A 16,588-nucleotide genomic window follows, 5' to 3' on the forward strand; every position below is an offset into this window, starting at 1 on the left:
ACTTACAACACTAATTATGAAAACAGCATTAATAACAGGAGCAAACAAAAGCATTGGCTTTGAAACAGCCAGGCAATTAGTACAACAAGGGTATTTTGTATACCTGGGTAGCCGGGACATAAAAAAAGGACAGCAGGCGGTTAGCCAACTTCAGGCCGAAGGATTACACCAAGTGGAGCCGATAGAAATGGATGTCGATGATATGGAGTCGATAAAGGCTGCCCGCGAAGTGCTAGGCCAGAAAACCCAGGTACTGGACGTACTAATTAATAATGCAGGTATCCCGGGTAATTTTCCGCAAACGGCATCAGAAACAGATAGCAGCGTATTTAAGCAGGTATTCGAAACCAATTTTTTTGGCGTAATAGAAGTAACGCAAGCGTTTATGGATTTGCTGCGGCAGTCGCCGGAACCAAGAATCGTTAACGTTACCTCCGGTTTGGGTTCCCTCACCTTACATAGTGATCCTTCCTGGAAATATTATGAAGTGAAGCCGGCTTGTTATGTTTCCTCTAAAGCGGCGCTCAATGCTTACACCATTGTGCTGGCCCACGACCTACGCGATACCTCATTTAAAATTAACGCCGTTGACCCGGGCTATACCGCCACCGATTTTAATAATCACTCGGGCCCCGGAACTGTGGCAGATGCTGCGGCTAGGGTAGTAAAAGCAGCTGTACTAGGTCCCGACGGTCCGACAGGTCAGTTCTTCAGTGATGACAATGCGCCGGAAACGGGAATAAGCCCCTGGTAAAATGCATTAGATTCATTCTTTTAATAAAGTAAATAGAAAGGATATCCAGCCCTCATTTCTAATTCATGATTTCTAATTTGACCAAGCACTAAGATTCAATGACTGGAGAAAGTGCAAAGGCTAATTAAGTAAAAGAAGAAAGTTGCGGATAATTTTTATCTTGTAAAAACTTTCTTCTTTTATTTCTTTAAAGGTAAATGGTACTCTTTTTCCGCTTTAACCGTATCCTGATTTTCTTTTTCAGTGCCATATTGCCCACCTACACCCAAGCCCAAATTGTTTCCGAAAAACTTACCGTTGCTTTTAAAAGCTTTGCGAATGATGCCCAATTGCGAAACGCCACTACGTCGTTATATGTGGTTGATGCTACTTCGGGGAAGGTAATTTTTGATAAAAACGGAAAGGTGGGATTAGTGCCCGCTTCTACTCAGAAAGTAATTACCAGTATCAGCGCTTACGAATTATTAGGGAAAAACTTTCAGTACCAAACCCAATTTGCTTATTCTAAAAACAAAGACGTAGCTTCTCTTCTGATTATTCCCAGCGGCGATCCTACTCTGGGAAGTTGGCGGTGGCCAGGTACTACCGAGCAAGCGATATTCAAAAAAGTAAGTCAAGCAATTACTAAAGCAGGTGTTTCCCAGATCCGGGAAGTACTGGTAGACCACGCAGGTTGGGAGGAAGAAGCAATTCCGGACGGTTGGATTTGGCAGGATATCGGCAATTATTACGGTGCCGGACCGAGTAAATTGAACTGGCACGAAAACCAGTTTGATATATTTCTAAAATCCGGCAAAAATAAAGGTGATCCGGTAAGTATTGTAAGTATAAAGCCTGTTTTACATGGTTACACTTTGCAATCGGAGGTAAAAGCCGCCGGTCCCGAAACCGGCGATAAAGCTTTTATTTACTTTCCGTTAAATGCCCCTGCCGGGGTTATTAGAGGTACTATTCCCGTAGATCAGAATAAATTTAAAATTTCGGGCGCTCTGCCGCAACCAACGCCTCAATTCGTAAGGACTTTATTGGATTCACTCGGTAAAGAAAGTGGAAAAGATTACAGCAAAGTGCCGGTGAAAAGTACCCGTAAAGTTTCGGCAACCGATTATATTACTTTGTGTACTCTAGTCTCCCCTCCATTAGATAGCCTTATTTTTTGGTTAAACCGTAAGAGCATTAATTTATACAGCGAAGCTTTAGTAAAAACCCTGGCTTTTAGAAATAAAAAGTAGCCGCTACCGATATTGGTTTAGAAATTATTCGCGATTTCTGGCAAGAAAAAAACATTCCCGAAGCGGAGTTAAACATGGTAGATGGTTCCGGACTTTCGCCTTTAAACCGGATTACCACGCAGGCGCAGGTAAGTATTTTACGCTATGCCATCAAACAAAACTGGTTCAAAAGTTTTTACACTAGTTTACCCGAACTTAACCACCTAAAAATGAAAAGCGGCACTATTCGCGGGGTTAAAGGATTTTGCGGCTATCATACGGCGCCCAACGGACACCAGTATGTATTTTCTTTCCTGGTGAATAATTACACTGGCTCCTCAACAGATTTAGTCCAAAAAATGTATAAAGTCCTGAATTCTTTAAAATAGCAACTTCTGATATTCGGTTTGATCGGAATAAAAGAAAAAATATTTTGCCTACCAGAGTAACCCATGTAAAGAGTAATTCTAATCTAACTATTTTAAGTATAATTGCAGGAAAAACACCTTTAAACTAATATGAAGTACGGGCGCCGAGTATTTGATTGGTCTTTAGTATTCATTTTAATTTTCTTTAGCCAATTAGTTTGGGCGCAGCGAACCGCAAGTAAACCAACGGCTACGAAACCCGCTAATGTTATTTTTATTTTAGCGGATGACCATCGCTACGATTTTATGGGTTTCACCGGTAAGGTTCCCGGTCTGCAAACGCCCAACATGGATCGGCTGGCGAAAGAAGGCGCGCACCTCCAGAATGCGTATGTAAGTACCGCACTTTGTTCCCCCAGTCGCGCTTCTATCTTAACCGGTCAATATGCTCACACCCATACTATTGTCGATAACCAAGCGCCGTTACCAAAAGGATTAACTTTTTTTCCGCAATACTTGCAGGAAGCCGGCTATAAAACGGCATTTTTTGGCAAGTGGCACATGGGCAATACCGAAGACGAGCCGCAGCCCGGCTTTAACCACTGGGAAAGTTTCCGGGGGCAAGGGGTGTATTATAATCCTACCCTAAATATAAACGGGCGCCAGGTTGCTTATAAAGATAGTACTTATATTTCCGATTTATTAACCCAACACGCCATTGATTGGATGAAGCAGCATGATAAGCAACAGCCATTCTTTCTGTATTTATCTCATAAAGGCGTGCACGCCGAATTTGAACCCGCCCAACGGCATCGGGGTCGTTATAAGAACATGCCCATTCATTATCCGGCTTCCATGTTCCTGACCGCTTCCGATACCAGCAATACTTGGCCTTTGCGCAATAAAATAGCCGTCAACCCCGAAATAAAAACCGAAGTAAACCTGGCGGGCATACCGGAGTGGGTAAAAAAGCAGCGTTATAGCTGGCACGGCGTGGATTATATGTATCACGGACGGATTAACTTCGACGATTTTTACCGTCGTTACTGCGAAACGCTGTTGGGCATAGATGAAAGTATTGGGCAGGTGCTGGATTATTTGAAAAAAGCGGGGCTGGATAAAAATACCCTGGTTATTTACATGGGCGATAATGGCTTCTCATTCGGGGAACACGGCCTAATTGATAAGCGCCACGCCTACGAAGAATCGATGCGGGTACCATTGCTAATGCGCTATCCCGAGGTAATTAAGCCCGGTACTAAAATAACCCAAGTCATTCAGAACATTGATATAGCGCCTACTATTTTAGCGGTAGCAGGTAAAGTAACGCCGTCGCAGATGCAAGGTAAATCTTTTTTGCCGCTATTGCAGGGCCGCCAAATTCCATGGCGCGATAAAGCTTTTTACGAGTACTATTGGGAGTATGATTTTCCGCAAACTCCTACCGTTTTTGCCGTACGCAGTGGCCGTTACAAATACATCCGCTACCATGGCATCTGGGACACCAACGAATTATTTGATTTACAAAACGACCCGCAGGAAGTAAATAACCTTATAGCTAAACCCGAGCACCAGCCATTGGTAAAACAATTAGCCGGCGAACTCTACGATTGGCTCGAAAGTACCGGTGGCATGCAAGTACCCTTGAAACGTACCATTAAAATGCGCGACGGCGATTACCTGCATCCCAATCAGTATTAATTAAAATTTAGGTTGTATAGGTAACTAACGCGTAATGAAACTTCTGTTAATGAATAAGTTATTTAAAATAGAATGTTAATTACTTTTATAAAACTATTCATTTTGAATTATTTAAATTAAGTAAGACGAAGAAAGTAGCCGAACAAAAATAAAATAAGTTATAAAAAACTATTCCCAGTTATTCTGGAAATATCTGACTGCAGCTAAGTCCTTTAATAAGAATGAATCTAGTTCTTCTACAAAAAAGATTTTGGAATAGGTCTTAGGTAGGAAGTATAATGAATGAGTATTTGGTTTTTCTTTCTACTTCATAATTTCTAATTTTTAATTTGACCAAGCCTAGTTGTGTTATGCTTTTTAGCTTTTGCAACAGCTAGGTCTACCTACCCGTTACATTCTTTTAATAGGATACTTGTTTACTTTAATGGGGAACTACTAATTAATCTCTAACAACAGAATCAAATCCTATTTTCTACTATTAACTCTATTGTTGCCTAACTCGTAAAAATACTACAAAGGATTTTTTCGTAAAATTGAATATAATATAGATTATTAATATATTAGTGTTTTCTTTGAAATACGTAAATAATAAGGTTAATCCTTACTGTTGGTAGAAAAGCAAATTAAAATTTTGCCAGCAGAATTGAACTATTAAGTGAAAAATAGAATTTCCTCTATAACCTGATAGTTTTCTTTTACACAAATTTCTTTTAATCACATTAATCTATGTAATATGTTACATCTACTAAAACTTTCTAAAACGGTTGTTAAAACAAAAGAACAGATTTACGCAGAATTTCGCGAGTTAATTAATATGGGGTCAGGCGAATTGGGAAAATGGCTTTATTCCAAAGAATCGAAATTAGTAGATGCCGAACCACTGGAAACGGATATAACCGCTCGTAAAGCAGGTGATCGCACCATCAAGATTTTGCGCAAAAAAAGATTTGAGTTGACTAAAAGTAATTTCGACCACATGGAGCGGGTTATTGCTTATCTTCCGAAAAAGTTAGCGGAACGTCCGGAAGGCGATATTTCTACCTCTATCTGGCGTTATACCCTAATGAGTTGGGGGCATGATCCTTTAAAAACACCAAAATTATAAAAGCATGATAATAAAATTACTATAATAAAAGCCTGGAAATACTCCAGGCTTTTTTAATTTATAGCTTCTAGTTTTTTCATTTATTTAAGTAGTTTTACAGGAACCGGCAACCACAAGTTTAATCAAGGTAAATACTACGCTTTAAGAAATAAAGGTGGTCCGGCGTTCACAGTAAAACGGCTCTTTCTATTTCATGCTTTTTATGCGAAACCTTTATTCGTTGCGCTACCTATGTTCTGGTTTTATTTTTTATCTGATTTCCGGCATTGTTCGGGCCCAGGCACCTATCCAATATACCGGCTCCGACATTCAAAAAGAGATTGCTAAATTAAATGTGTTGGGTACGGCCCTTTATATGGCAGCCCATCCGGATGATGAAAATACCCGATTAATTGCCTGGCTGGCAAATGAAAAATTACTTAACACCGGTTATTTGTCTTTAACCCGCGGCGACGGGGGGCAGAATTTAATTGGGCCGGAAATACGGGAACAATTAGGCGTAATTCGCACGCAGGAACTTTTGCAAGCCCGCCGGATAGATGGCGGGAAGCAGTTCTTCTCTAGGGCTAATGATTTTGGGTTTTCTAAAGATTGGCAGGAAACGGTACGTATCTGGGACAAAGAACAGGTTTTAGCCGATATGGTTTGGACCATCCGCAAGTTTAAGCCCGATGTATTGATTACACGTTTTTCTCCTACTCCGGGCGGTACTCATGGGCACCATACCACTTCCGCCATTCTGGCCGTAGAAGCTTTTACCGCGGCCGGGGATAAAAACCGCTTTCCGGAGCAACTAAATACGGTAGAAGTATGGCAGCCGAAGCGAATACTTTGGAATACTTCTTCCTTTTTTTATGGACAAAATCAAAAGTTTGATGAAACCGGTAAAGTAATCGTGGATGTGGGCGGCTATAATGCTTTACTCGGAAAATCGTACGGGGAACTGGCCGCAGAAAGCCGCAGCATGCACAAAAGCCAAGGATTTGGTAGCGGTGGAGTTCGTGGCAGTTCGAAAGAATATTTCGAAAATTTAAAAGGAGATAAAGCCACTACTGATTTATTGGAAGGAGTTGATATTTCCTGGAAACGGGTAAAAGGCAGTGAAAAAGTAAGTAAATTACTAGCTAAAGTAACGGCTAGCTTTAACCCGGCTAAACCGGCGGCGAGCATCCCCGATTTATTGACCCTGCGAACCGCTTTACAAGCTTTACCCGCCTCGTATTACCGCGATTTAAAACTTACCGAGTTAGATACTATTATTAAAGCTTGCTTGGGCCTTTACCTGGAAGCGGTAGCTTCTGATCCTACTGGTATTCCGGGTACTCCTCTCGGGGTAAATATAGAAGGAATAAACCGGTCGGAGATTCCGGTGCAATGGCAGAAATTGAAATTTTTGCCGGTTGGCCAGGATTCTACTTTAAATGCGATATTACCTAATAATCAACCTTTCATTATAAAAAGTAAACTTGCCATTCCGGTTAATACCCCTTATTCTCAACCTTATTGGCTCCAGAAGCCGGGCACTACGGGTATGTTTACCGTAGAAGATCGTAACTTAATCGGACGTCCGGAAAACCCACCGGCGGTCTCGGTAATGTGTGATTTATTGATTAATAAACAAGCTTTTACCTTTACCATACCGGTTGTATATAAACGCACGGACCCAGTTGCCGGGGAGGTGTACCGGCCTTTTGAGATTACCCCACCGGTTTTTGTGAGTCTACGGGAAAAAGTATTTGTTTTTGCTGATGATCAACCTAAACCAGTTAATGTACGGGTAAAATCAGGTCAGGCAGCTATTTCCGGGGATGTTACGCTCTTGGTTCCGGCTGGTTGGCGGGTAGAACCGCAACGTATTCCTTTTGAACTAACTCAAAAAGGGGAAGAGGCAAGCTATACGTTTACGGTTTATCCCAGCAAAAACCAAAGCGAAGGGGAGTTAAAAGCTACGGCCATTGTGGACGGTAAAACCTATCAACAAAGTTTAATTTCTATCACGTATCCGCATATTCCGACGCAAACTTTATTGCCTCTTGCATCGGCTAGAGTAACCAAACTCGACTTAAAAATAAAAGGGCAGCAAATAGCTTACCTTATGGGTGCCGGCGATGAGGTAGCGGCCAGTTTAGCCCAGATTGGTTACCAGGTAACCATGCTCCAGGACCGGGATATTAACGCGAAAGACTTAGCTAAATTTGATGCGGTTGTAGTTGGAGTTCGGGCGTATAATACCCATGACCAGCTAAGGTTTTTACAAAATCAATTAATGGATTACGTTAAAAACGGCGGCACATTGGTAGTTCAGTATAACGTAAATAATGGTTTAGTTACTAATAAATTAGGGCCTTATCCGTTTAACCTTTCCCGCGATCGAATTACCGACGAAACGGCTCCCGTCCAATTCTTACATCCGGAACACCCGGTCTTAAATTCTCCGAATAAAATTACTACTAAAGATTTTGAAGGTTGGGTACAGGAAAGAGGGTTATATTTTCCGGATAAATGGGATAAAAACTACGAAGCTATTTTAGCGGCACATGATCCTGGCGAGCCTGCCCAAAACGGAGGTTTACTGGTAGCTAAATACGGCAAAGGGTATTACATCTATACGGGTTATGCCTGGTTCCGGCAATTACCGGCTGGAGTATCCGGTGCTTACCGGATATTTAGTAATATACTAGCCCTCGGGAAGAAATAAGCATTGCCCTTTAGGCGTTCTTCTAATAATTGCAAAAGTTCTCTATATTTTACTTAATTCAGTAACACGAATCATCTTCCAATATAAAATACTAAATGTCTGATTCAACCCCCGAAAAAATTACCATAGGAAGACCGCCTTTTTTTAAATCCTGGAATGGAATGTACTGGCTGGTAATTGTAAGTTTAGCGGGGCAGATTTTAGTATTTTACCTTATAACCCAAATGTATAAATGAGTTCTACGGATTGGTTAGTACTAATCGGAACCCTGGCGTTTATTGTTATTTACGGAGTTTGGAAAACCCGGCAAGCCGATAAGAATATAGAAGGTTACCTGAAAGGAGATAATAAGGAACGCTGGTGGATGATGGGGCTCTCCATAATGGCTACTCAAGCCAGTGCCATTACTTTTCTGTCTACCCCGGGGCAAGCCTACGAAGACGGTATGCGGTTTATTCAATTTTATTTAGGCTTGCCGCTCGCCATGATTATTATTGCCGCTACTATTATTCCTAATTATTACCGCTTAAAAGTTTATACCGCCTACGAATACCTGGAGAGCCGCTTCGATTTAAAGTGCCGTTTACTGGCGGCTTTTCTGTTTCTGGTGCAGCGGGGCTTGTCTACGGGGATAACTATTTATGCGCCTTCCATTATTTTATCTACCATATTGGGGTGGAGCCTGCAAATTACCATTCTGGTGATGGGGCTGCTGGTAACTATTTATACGGTTTCTGGGGGCACCCGGGCGGTAAGTGTTACCCACCAGCAGCAAATGGCAATAATGTTATGTGGGATGGTACTCGCCGGCATAACCGTCATGTACATGCTACCAGATACTATTTCTTTTGGCCAGGCGGTGCAGGTGGCGGGTAAAATGGGGAAACTCAACCTGATAGATTTTAAATTTAATTGGGATGACCGGTATAATTTCTGGTCCGGAATTTTAGGCGGATCGTTTGTGGCTTTGTCTTATTTCGGGGCCGATCAATCGCAGGTAGGCCGGTATTTATCCGGAGAATCTATTACCCAAAGCCGCTTGAGCGTATTATTTAATGGCTTGTTAAAAATACCCATGCAATTCCTAATCTTATTTATCGGGGTGCTGGTGTTTTTATTTTATCAGTTTCATCAACCACCTATATTTTTTAATCAGGTAGAGAAAAATAAACTAATCAGCTCCGAACATGCGCCGGTCTTACAACAACTGGAAGCAGAATATTCTACTAACTTCCGGCAAAAACAACAGCAAGTAAACCAATTGGTAGAAGCTCTAAAAACAAATAATGAACCGCAGGTAGCAGCCGTTCAACAAGCCCTAATTGCTACCGAAAAGCAAGGGAAAGACCTCCGCAAACAAGTTAGTAGCCTTTTACAGAAAGTGGACCCAAAAGGTGAAACCAGAGATACCGATTATGTTTTTATTAACTTTATTATTACCTACCTGCCCCACGGGCTTATTGGTTTATTAATTGCCGTTATTTTTAGTGCGGGTATGTCGTCTACAGCCGCCGGCCTTAATTCTTTAGGGTCTACCACCGTTATAGATTTTTATAAACGGACGATCCGGCCAGAGGCTACTTCTCAGCATTATGTTTTTATGTCGAAAGTTTTTACGGTGGGTTGGGCCATTACCGGAGTTTTGTTTGCGACCTTGGCTTCGCAGTTAGAAAACTTAATTCAGGCCGTTAACCTGCTAGGCTCTTACTTTTATGGACCTATACTCGGTATTTTTATTGTAGCTTTTTACGTAAAGTATATCCAGTCCCATGCTGCTTTCTGGGGAGCTATATTAGCCCAAGCCGCTGTAATCTTAGTTTCGGTAACTACTAAAATGGCTTATTTGTGGTGGAACCCCATTGGCTGCGGATTAGTAATAGTCTTCGGGTTAGTTATTCAGTTTTTACTTAATAAACAACCCAAAAGGTAAAAAAGTGTACTAATTACAAGCAGTAATGTGGTAGTTTTACGTAATTACCACTAGCATTTAGTAAAGCATATTCAGACTTTTACCTGGAGTTTAATTAAACAACTGTTTTTAAAAGCACTATGCCTGAGTCAATTTAAGGAGAGGCTTGCCAGAAAAAGCTTCCTGTCTCTTGATCGCATTGGGTTTAGCAGTGTTTGATTAGAAAGACTTCTGATGATTAAAAGTATGCTTAAAGCGGGTTAATTACTTATCTATACTTATGGTGTCGCTCCAAAAAAAATACTATGAACTACTACATCATTACAGGAACCAGTAAAGGAATTGGAAAAGCCTTGGCCGAGGCCTTATTGCAGGAAGAGCAAAATTACGTGTATGGTGTCTCGCGCAATTGTTCCATTACCCATTCCCGCTACCATCACCAGCCGTTAAACTTATCGGATATTGTGGCTCTGGAAAATAACCTGCACAAAGTATTCCCGGTTTTGAAAAATGCAGAAAGGATTGTACTAATAAACAATGCCGGGGTAGTAGGAGAAGTGGCTTACATGGGCAGTCAGGCCACGCATAATTTCTCGTACGTGTTTGATGTAAACGTAATGGCTCCGGCCATTCTAATAAATACCTTTCTGAGCGCGTACCATACGGAGAATTGCCCTAAAATTATTTTAAATATCTCTTCCGGTGCGGGTAAAAGGCCCGTCGATGGCTGGTCGGCGTATTGTGCATCTAAAGCCGCTCTGGATATGCTTTCGTTAACCGTGCAGCAAGAACAATTGCTCCTGAATAGTAATGTGCGGGTTTTTTCCATATCGCCGGGTGTGGTAGATACGGCTATGCAAGACCACATTCGAGACTTGGAAGAAAGTCAGTTCAGTGAAGTAGAAAAATTTAAGAAGTATAAAAACGACGGGGCTTTACGGCCACCGGAAGAGGTAGCCGAAAGAATGAAACGCTTCCTGGAGAATTATCAGCAATATAAAGACGTTGTATTCCGGATTGAGTCGATTGAGCAGCACTAGAACTAATCATTTTTTTACTCCCTAACTCAACTATTTTTCTTGGACCAGGATTTTTATTGTGGCTGTGTTTACTAAAGTTTTATACCGCCTGCTTAATTGGTTCAGGAGTTTTGGTGCGGGTGCCTCTTACTGCGTATAAGGTTATTAAAGCAGATAACAACAGCGAGCCTGCCATAAAGAGGTAAGAAGCGCCAAAGCTCTTGGTAGAGCTGTTTAAGTAACCCACAATATAGGCTCCGGCAAAAGAACCCAAAGCCCCCATACTATTTATTAAAGCCATGGCGCCACCCGCCACATTACGGGGTAAAAGTTCGGGGATAATAGCGAAGAAAGGACCGTAAGGAGCGTACATGGCCCCACCCGCCAAAATCAGTAAAACAAACGATAACCAAAAATTATCGGAACCAATGGCGTAGGAGCCATAAAAAGCCAAAGCCCCGATTAACAAAAACGGCCACACAAAAGCTTTGCGGTTTAAGGTTTTATCGGAGAAGTAAGAGGCGCTGAACATGCCAATTATAGCCAACACATAGGGCACCGACGAAAGCCAGCCGGTTTTAACAATATCCATGTTTGGGGCAGCTTTAATAATAGACGGTAACCACATTACAAAACCGTAAACGCCAATGCTCCAAAAGGCATATTGAAAACTTAATAAGATAACTGTTCGGGATTTAAATGCTTCGGCGTAATTTTTAACGGGTTTTATACCTTGTTGTTCGGCCTGTAATTGTTCGGCTAAGGCTCGTTTTTCCGGTTCAGTCAGCCAAGAGGCTTTGGTAGGTTTATCGTCAACCAATCGCCACCAGAAAAAGGCCCATACTACGGCCGGTAATCCTTCCAGAATAAACATCCAGCGCCAACCTACGGCATTTATTAAGTAACCTGATAATATGGACATCCAAAGAATAGTGGCCGGATTACCTAGAATTAAAAAAGTATTTGCCCGGGAACGTTCGGTTTTAGTAAACCAATTACTTAGTAAAATAAGCATGGCAGGCATTACAGCACTTTCTACTACCCCTAACATAAAACGAATTACAATCAATAAATTCACATTACTAACTAAGCCGGTAGCGGTGGCCAAACCTCCCCAAAGAATTAAAGACCAGAAAATTAACTTTTTTGCACTGTTATGAGCGGCGTAATGCGCACCCGGAACCTGGAAAAAGAAATAACCTAAAAAAAACAAAGAGCCTAACAACGAAGACGTGGCAGGAGTAATATTTAAATCGGTAGCCATGCTGCTGGCAGCGCCAAAGCCAAAATTTGCCCGGTCGAGGTAAGCCAGACTATACGTAATAAAAGCAACCGGAATTAAGCGATACCACCGCGAAGCAGCCAATGTTCTTTTCATGGTAAAATAATAAGGCAGTTGTTATTTTTGATTCTTAAATAAGCGAATCAAAATAAAGTATTTTTTGCCAAGCTGCAAGCAGTTGGTATTTTCCAGCGAAATAAGATGGCGGAACGAGGTTGTAACTTAACTAAGAGACAAGTTAAATTTGAATAAAATTAATAAGGAAGATGCGTTTTGCTGTTGTCCGGGTTTGTTTGGAAAGGTACAGTATACCAAATGGAAACAACGAATAGGTGTTTATTACATTAATGAATGATTTCTGGTAGAACATGCCTACCCAATTGCATCAAAAATTGGTTTTAAGGCTTTTTTCCAACTGTCCAGCCTGCACGAGGTACAGGTTCGCTGGCTGGACCGGCAATAAGCCGGTCGGCAACAATACCGGTAGTAAAGGCATATATTCCTTTGTGGATCAAATCAATTACTTGTTCATCTTTGGGCCAGGTCCAGGGTAAGGCGCCTACGCCCGTAACATTTTCCAGGGTTTGGTCACTCAGCAAACGGACATTCATGAATAAAAACGAACCTACCGGACCACGTACCCCTAACTCGGCCATAAGGCCACGAACAACACCCATCAGAATACCCTGACCCCAGTGCATTGTCCAATTTAAACCTAGACGTTCCTCGTCGGGTTTATGCGGTAATCCTAGTAAGCGCTCCAAAGTATGGGCGGGTACATAGGAGTCTGGTCGATGCGTAAATAATTGCTCTATTTTCTCGGCCAAAGTCATGGCGGCAACACCGGCTAAACCTGCTGCTAATCCATTTATAATTGCCTTGCTCGTCATAATAATTCTTTCCTCCTAAATCCTGAATAGATATGGTACTACTAAAAAATTTAATTAGGTATCTGCCTTCAGTATTTATAAATAAGTAAATAACTCCGGCAAAATGTTTCTGCTTTTACGATTGCCATACAGGATAGTTCTCCCGTTCTACCTGTATGGCTTTATAGAATTAGAGTTAAAAACAGAGAAGTAATTCGTTGGTTTTTGGTTTGTAGAAATACTCCAAAAATTTAAAAGAATTATCTTGCATGTTGATAATGAAGTAGTTTATATTTGTGCGTCAATTGCGAAGGTCCATGATTGTTTTAGCAGCCCCCACCTTTATTTAGGGCTCCATTCCTTTCTTAATAATTCTTTAGGCCATGCATCTGCATCGTGCCTCATTATTTTTTAATTTTTTTCTTTTTAATCATGTCGCAAACTGTCAAAACTCAGCGAAAGCAAGCTGCTTTCTTTTCATTACTTAAAGAATCCTTACACGGAGGCGAAATAGATTATACCGTTGGCAGTATCCGCCGGTCTGTTATTTTGCTGGCCATACCAATGGTGCTCGAAATGATACTGGAGTCGGTATTTGCTTTGGTTGATCTGTATTTTGTGGGCCATTTGCACAATAGTAGCTACGCCATTCAAACGGTAGGTTTAACCGAATCGGTTTTAACGGTTATTTACTCATTAGCCATTGGTATAAGCATGGCGGCTACGGCCGTAGTAGCCCGGCGCATCGGAGAAAAAGAGCCGGTAGCGGCGGCTAAGGCAGGGATGCAAGCCATTTTAATTTCGGTTGGGCTGAACATTCTCATCAGTATTCTAGGATTGGTGTTTGCCACTAACATATTGTTATGGATGGGTGCTTCGCCGGAAGTAGCGCAACGTGGTACACCTTTTATGCAGATTATGATGGGCAGCAGCATCTTTATTATGTTACTGTTCCTGATTAATGGCATTTTCCGAGGAGCGGGTAACGCGGCTATCGCCATGAAAAGTTTGTGGGTAGCCAATGCCACCAATATAATTTTATGCCCGGTTTTTATTAACGGTTTCGGACCGATACCCGCTTTTGGGCTTTCTGGAGCAGCTATTGCTACTACTTTGGGTCGCGGATTAGGCGTATTGTACCAGATATACCATTTAGTTAATGGTAAACATACCTTAAAAGTATTAGCCAGCCACTTTATTCCGGATTGGGCACAAATGAAAGCTTTAGTAAAAATTGCTTCACCGGCTGTTTTGCAATTCGTAATTGCTTCGTGCAGCTGGATTTTTCTGGCGCAGTTAGTGGCAACCACCGGTGGTGATCATGGTTCGGCGGGTTACCAGACGGCCTTACGACTCCTGATGTTTTTTATGCTACCCGCTTGGGGCCTGAGTAACGCAGCTTCTACGCTAGTCGGTCAGAATTTGGGTGCTAAAGAAATCCAGCGGGCCGAGGACTCCGTAATAAAAACGGCTAAATACAATGTGTTGTTTATGGCGGTTATTACGGTACTTAGTTTGGCTGGAGCGCGGGTATTTGTTTCTTTTTTTACGAACGATCTGCAAATTCAGGAAGTCGCTATTCAAGCCATCCAGATTATGAGCTTGGGCTATATTTTTTACGGAATGGGTATGGTATTAATCAATGCTTTTAACGGGGCCGGTGATACTTGGACACCCACTTGGGTAAATCTTTTTGGTTTCTGGTTTTTTCAGATTCCCCTGGCTTATTTACTGGCAAAGGTTTTTCAAATGGGACCAACCGGGGTATTTATTGCTATTCCGGTATCCGAAACAGCTATTACCTTAGCCAGCATTGTTCTTTTCCGGAGAGGCAAATGGAAAAAGATAAAAGTTTAACCCTCGGGATGAACGGTGTTTTTTAAGTATCTTATTAAAATTTGCGTTAGGTTGACCCGGTAGGTTTTAAACTTACCGGGTCTTTCTTATGATGCAAAATCAAATAAGAAACAGAGTATACCAAAAAGTTAATTTATCATAAGTATTTTGAAAGGCCTGATGCGTTCAATAAAAATAATAGTGCTTATTAGGGCAAAGTAGATTAGTGGAGTTTTTAGTAAATCGCCTTTATTACTCTTTAATTACATGGAACACCAGCAATACCCAATTGGCCGTTTTCAACCTAAATCAGATTATACCCGCCCGGAGATTTTAGCGCTGCTGCAATGGCTGGAACAAGCCCCTGCTCGTTACGAAGAGCTTTTAACTTGTCTTTCCGAAACCGACTTAGCTCAAACTTACCGGCCGGGTTCCTGGACAGTGCGGCAGTTAACCCATCACGTAGCAGATATTCATTCGCTTAACTTTTTGCGATTTAAAAAAGCACTCACCGAACTAAATTACGAGGCTACTCTCATACAAATGAACGATTGGGCTGCTTTGCCTGACTCCGAACAGGCGCCCATCCAAGGTTCTCTGCTAGTATTTAAGGGAGTAAACCAACGCCTGATATACCTGGTGAATGGCTTAGATGAATCTACCCTGGGTAAAACCATCTATCATCCCGCCCGACAAATTAATCTAAGCCTGAAACAATTGTTCTATATGGCAACTTGGCACGTAGCCCATCATTTTGGGCATATTGAATTGGCCTTAGGTAAGCAACCGCAAGAATTTAAGGTGAATTCTGACTCATAATTTCCCAGTACAAATCTAAAAGTGTGCTTATTGGAATAGATACAATTATAAAATATGAGGGCTGGGTTTTAATTTTCTGGATTGCTTTCTAATTCTTTTACAGACTATTAGTTGTAAGTTGTGCTTAATATTAGAAACATTGGAAAGAACAATATTTTACTTTAAAGAACTAAGAACTTGGGATATAGTAACAATCCTTCTTTATTCGTTTATTTCATTGGGTCTTTACTTTTTTTATACAAGTACAGAATCGGTAGTCCAAAAGAAAGATATTTTATTCTGGTATCCTTTAGGAACTCAAGTATTTTTCTATTTCTTAAACTACAAGTCTCTTAGAAATTTAACAGTTTATTTTATTTGGTTTTTCTTTAGCTTAATTCATTTCTATATCTATCTCCAACTAATTACTATTCCACTACTGGAAGGAGTGAAAGTTCATGCAGCTATTGGATTGAGAAATACAGCTCTTCTTCTTATATTATTTCAAATATTAAGGTTTATAAGTACAAAAGTTCAAGGAAAAGAATTAGTATGCCCTAGCAGAGGTGGAACGGACATATTGGAAGAAAGAAATGTAACCTTAGTAGATTTTGCCCTTTTTGTTATTTACCTGTTCTTTTTAGTTGTTCTTGGACTTAACTTCCATTTTAATTGATAAATCAGTTGAGATAAAAATACTCAGCACAACAAAAGTTAAATCCCATTAAAGTGCTCTTAGCTGAGCCGTTAAGCCAATAGAATTACAAATTGCTTTATAAGATTTGCAGGACATTCCATTAAGTAATGTAAAACATTACTTTTCAAAAAAATTGGGATTCTTCTTAATTATGGTCTGGAGAGTGAATTTTTGCTCACTTAAAAACCTTTTATATATCTCCTTTCTGACACAAAATATTGTCTAAGAGCATTGTTTGACCACCCGTGTTTAAATATTAAAAATAATATATGTATTCTTAAAGTTCGGAGCGTTTTTTGAAACGCATCGGCAAAACTTACTTCACCTCTAAAAATTACTAG

The 16,588-nt window shown here is 41.0% G+C and carries 13 protein-coding genes; 11 read left to right on the plus strand and 2 right to left on the minus strand.

All coding sequences use genetic code 11. The annotated features are described in order from the left end of the window. The first annotated feature begins 16 nt into the window (after nucleotides 1–16). The 8 genes from AHMF7605_RS02660 (at nucleotide 17) to AHMF7605_RS02695 (ending at nucleotide 10,786) form a co-directional block, all read left to right on the plus strand. On the plus strand, nucleotides 17–754 hold the full coding sequence (locus tag AHMF7605_RS02660) for an SDR family oxidoreductase (RefSeq protein WP_106926185.1): 738 nt from the start codon (nucleotides 17–19) through the stop codon (nucleotides 752–754). Nucleotides 755–951: 197 nt separating this feature from the next. Then, nucleotides 952–1,986, plus strand: a complete 1,035-nt coding sequence (dacB, locus tag AHMF7605_RS02665; protein WP_106926187.1) for a D-alanyl-D-alanine carboxypeptidase/D-alanyl-D-alanine endopeptidase — start codon at nucleotides 952–954, stop codon at nucleotides 1,984–1,986. Between the two features lie 53 nt (nucleotides 1,987–2,039). After that, nucleotides 2,040–2,354: a D-alanyl-D-alanine carboxypeptidase gene (locus AHMF7605_RS30755; RefSeq protein ID WP_262512379.1), complete on the plus strand. Its 315-nt coding sequence runs from the start codon at nucleotides 2,040–2,042 to the stop codon at nucleotides 2,352–2,354. Between the two features lie 129 nt (nucleotides 2,355–2,483). Continuing rightward, nucleotides 2,484–4,034, plus strand: coding sequence for a sulfatase family protein (locus AHMF7605_RS02675; RefSeq protein WP_106926191.1), 1,551 nt, complete (start codon nucleotides 2,484–2,486; stop codon nucleotides 4,032–4,034). Nucleotides 4,035–4,767: 733 nt separating this feature from the next. Beyond that, nucleotides 4,768–5,139: a DUF3140 domain-containing protein gene (locus AHMF7605_RS02680; RefSeq protein ID WP_106926193.1), complete on the plus strand. Its 372-nt coding sequence runs from the start codon at nucleotides 4,768–4,770 to the stop codon at nucleotides 5,137–5,139. A 202-nt stretch (nucleotides 5,140–5,341) separates the two neighbouring features. Next, the gene (locus AHMF7605_RS02685) at nucleotides 5,342–7,837 is read left to right on the plus strand and encodes a PIG-L family deacetylase (protein WP_106933321.1); all 2,496 of its coding nucleotides are present in this window, start codon (nucleotides 5,342–5,344) and stop codon (nucleotides 7,835–7,837) included. A gap of 232 nt (nucleotides 7,838–8,069) precedes the next feature. Then, on the plus strand, nucleotides 8,070–9,767 hold the full coding sequence (locus AHMF7605_RS02690) for a sodium:solute symporter (protein WP_106926195.1): 1,698 nt from the start codon (nucleotides 8,070–8,072) through the stop codon (nucleotides 9,765–9,767). 284 nt (nucleotides 9,768–10,051) lie between these two features. Beyond that, complete coding sequence (locus tag AHMF7605_RS02695; RefSeq protein ID WP_106926197.1) at nucleotides 10,052–10,786, plus strand: SDR family NAD(P)-dependent oxidoreductase; 735 nt, start codon at nucleotides 10,052–10,054, stop codon at nucleotides 10,784–10,786. A 79-nt stretch (nucleotides 10,787–10,865) separates the two neighbouring features. On the opposite strand, the gene AHMF7605_RS02700 is transcribed toward AHMF7605_RS02695, so the two are convergent. Further along, nucleotides 10,866–12,143 (minus strand): MFS transporter, encoded by a 1,278-nt coding sequence (locus AHMF7605_RS02700; RefSeq protein WP_106926199.1) that lies wholly within the window; start codon nucleotides 12,141–12,143, stop codon nucleotides 10,866–10,868. Between the two features lie 302 nt (nucleotides 12,144–12,445). Beyond that, a complete protein-coding gene (locus AHMF7605_RS02705; protein WP_199200182.1) occupies nucleotides 12,446–12,937 on the minus strand; it encodes a hypothetical protein in 492 nt (163 codons plus the stop codon). A 411-nt stretch (nucleotides 12,938–13,348) separates the two neighbouring features. Between AHMF7605_RS02705 and AHMF7605_RS02710 the strand changes: the two genes are divergently transcribed. From AHMF7605_RS02710 to AHMF7605_RS02720, 3 genes are all read left to right on the plus strand, one after another. Next, nucleotides 13,349–14,773: an MATE family efflux transporter gene (locus tag AHMF7605_RS02710; RefSeq protein WP_106926201.1), complete on the plus strand. Its 1,425-nt coding sequence runs from the start codon at nucleotides 13,349–13,351 to the stop codon at nucleotides 14,771–14,773. A gap of 246 nt (nucleotides 14,774–15,019) precedes the next feature. Beyond that, nucleotides 15,020–15,571 carry a DinB family protein gene (locus tag AHMF7605_RS02715; RefSeq protein ID WP_106926203.1) on the plus strand — a complete coding sequence of 184 codons (552 nt, stop codon included), beginning with the start codon at nucleotides 15,020–15,022 and terminating at the stop codon, nucleotides 15,569–15,571. Nucleotides 15,572–15,710: 139 nt separating this feature from the next. Beyond that, nucleotides 15,711–16,226, plus strand: coding sequence for a hypothetical protein (locus AHMF7605_RS02720; RefSeq protein WP_106926205.1), 516 nt, complete (start codon nucleotides 15,711–15,713; stop codon nucleotides 16,224–16,226). The last annotated feature ends 362 nt before the right edge of the window (nucleotides 16,227–16,588 follow it).

The organism is Adhaeribacter arboris (assembly GCF_003023845.1).
Taxonomy (GTDB): Bacteria; Bacteroidota; Bacteroidia; order Cytophagales; family Hymenobacteraceae; genus Adhaeribacter; species Adhaeribacter arboris.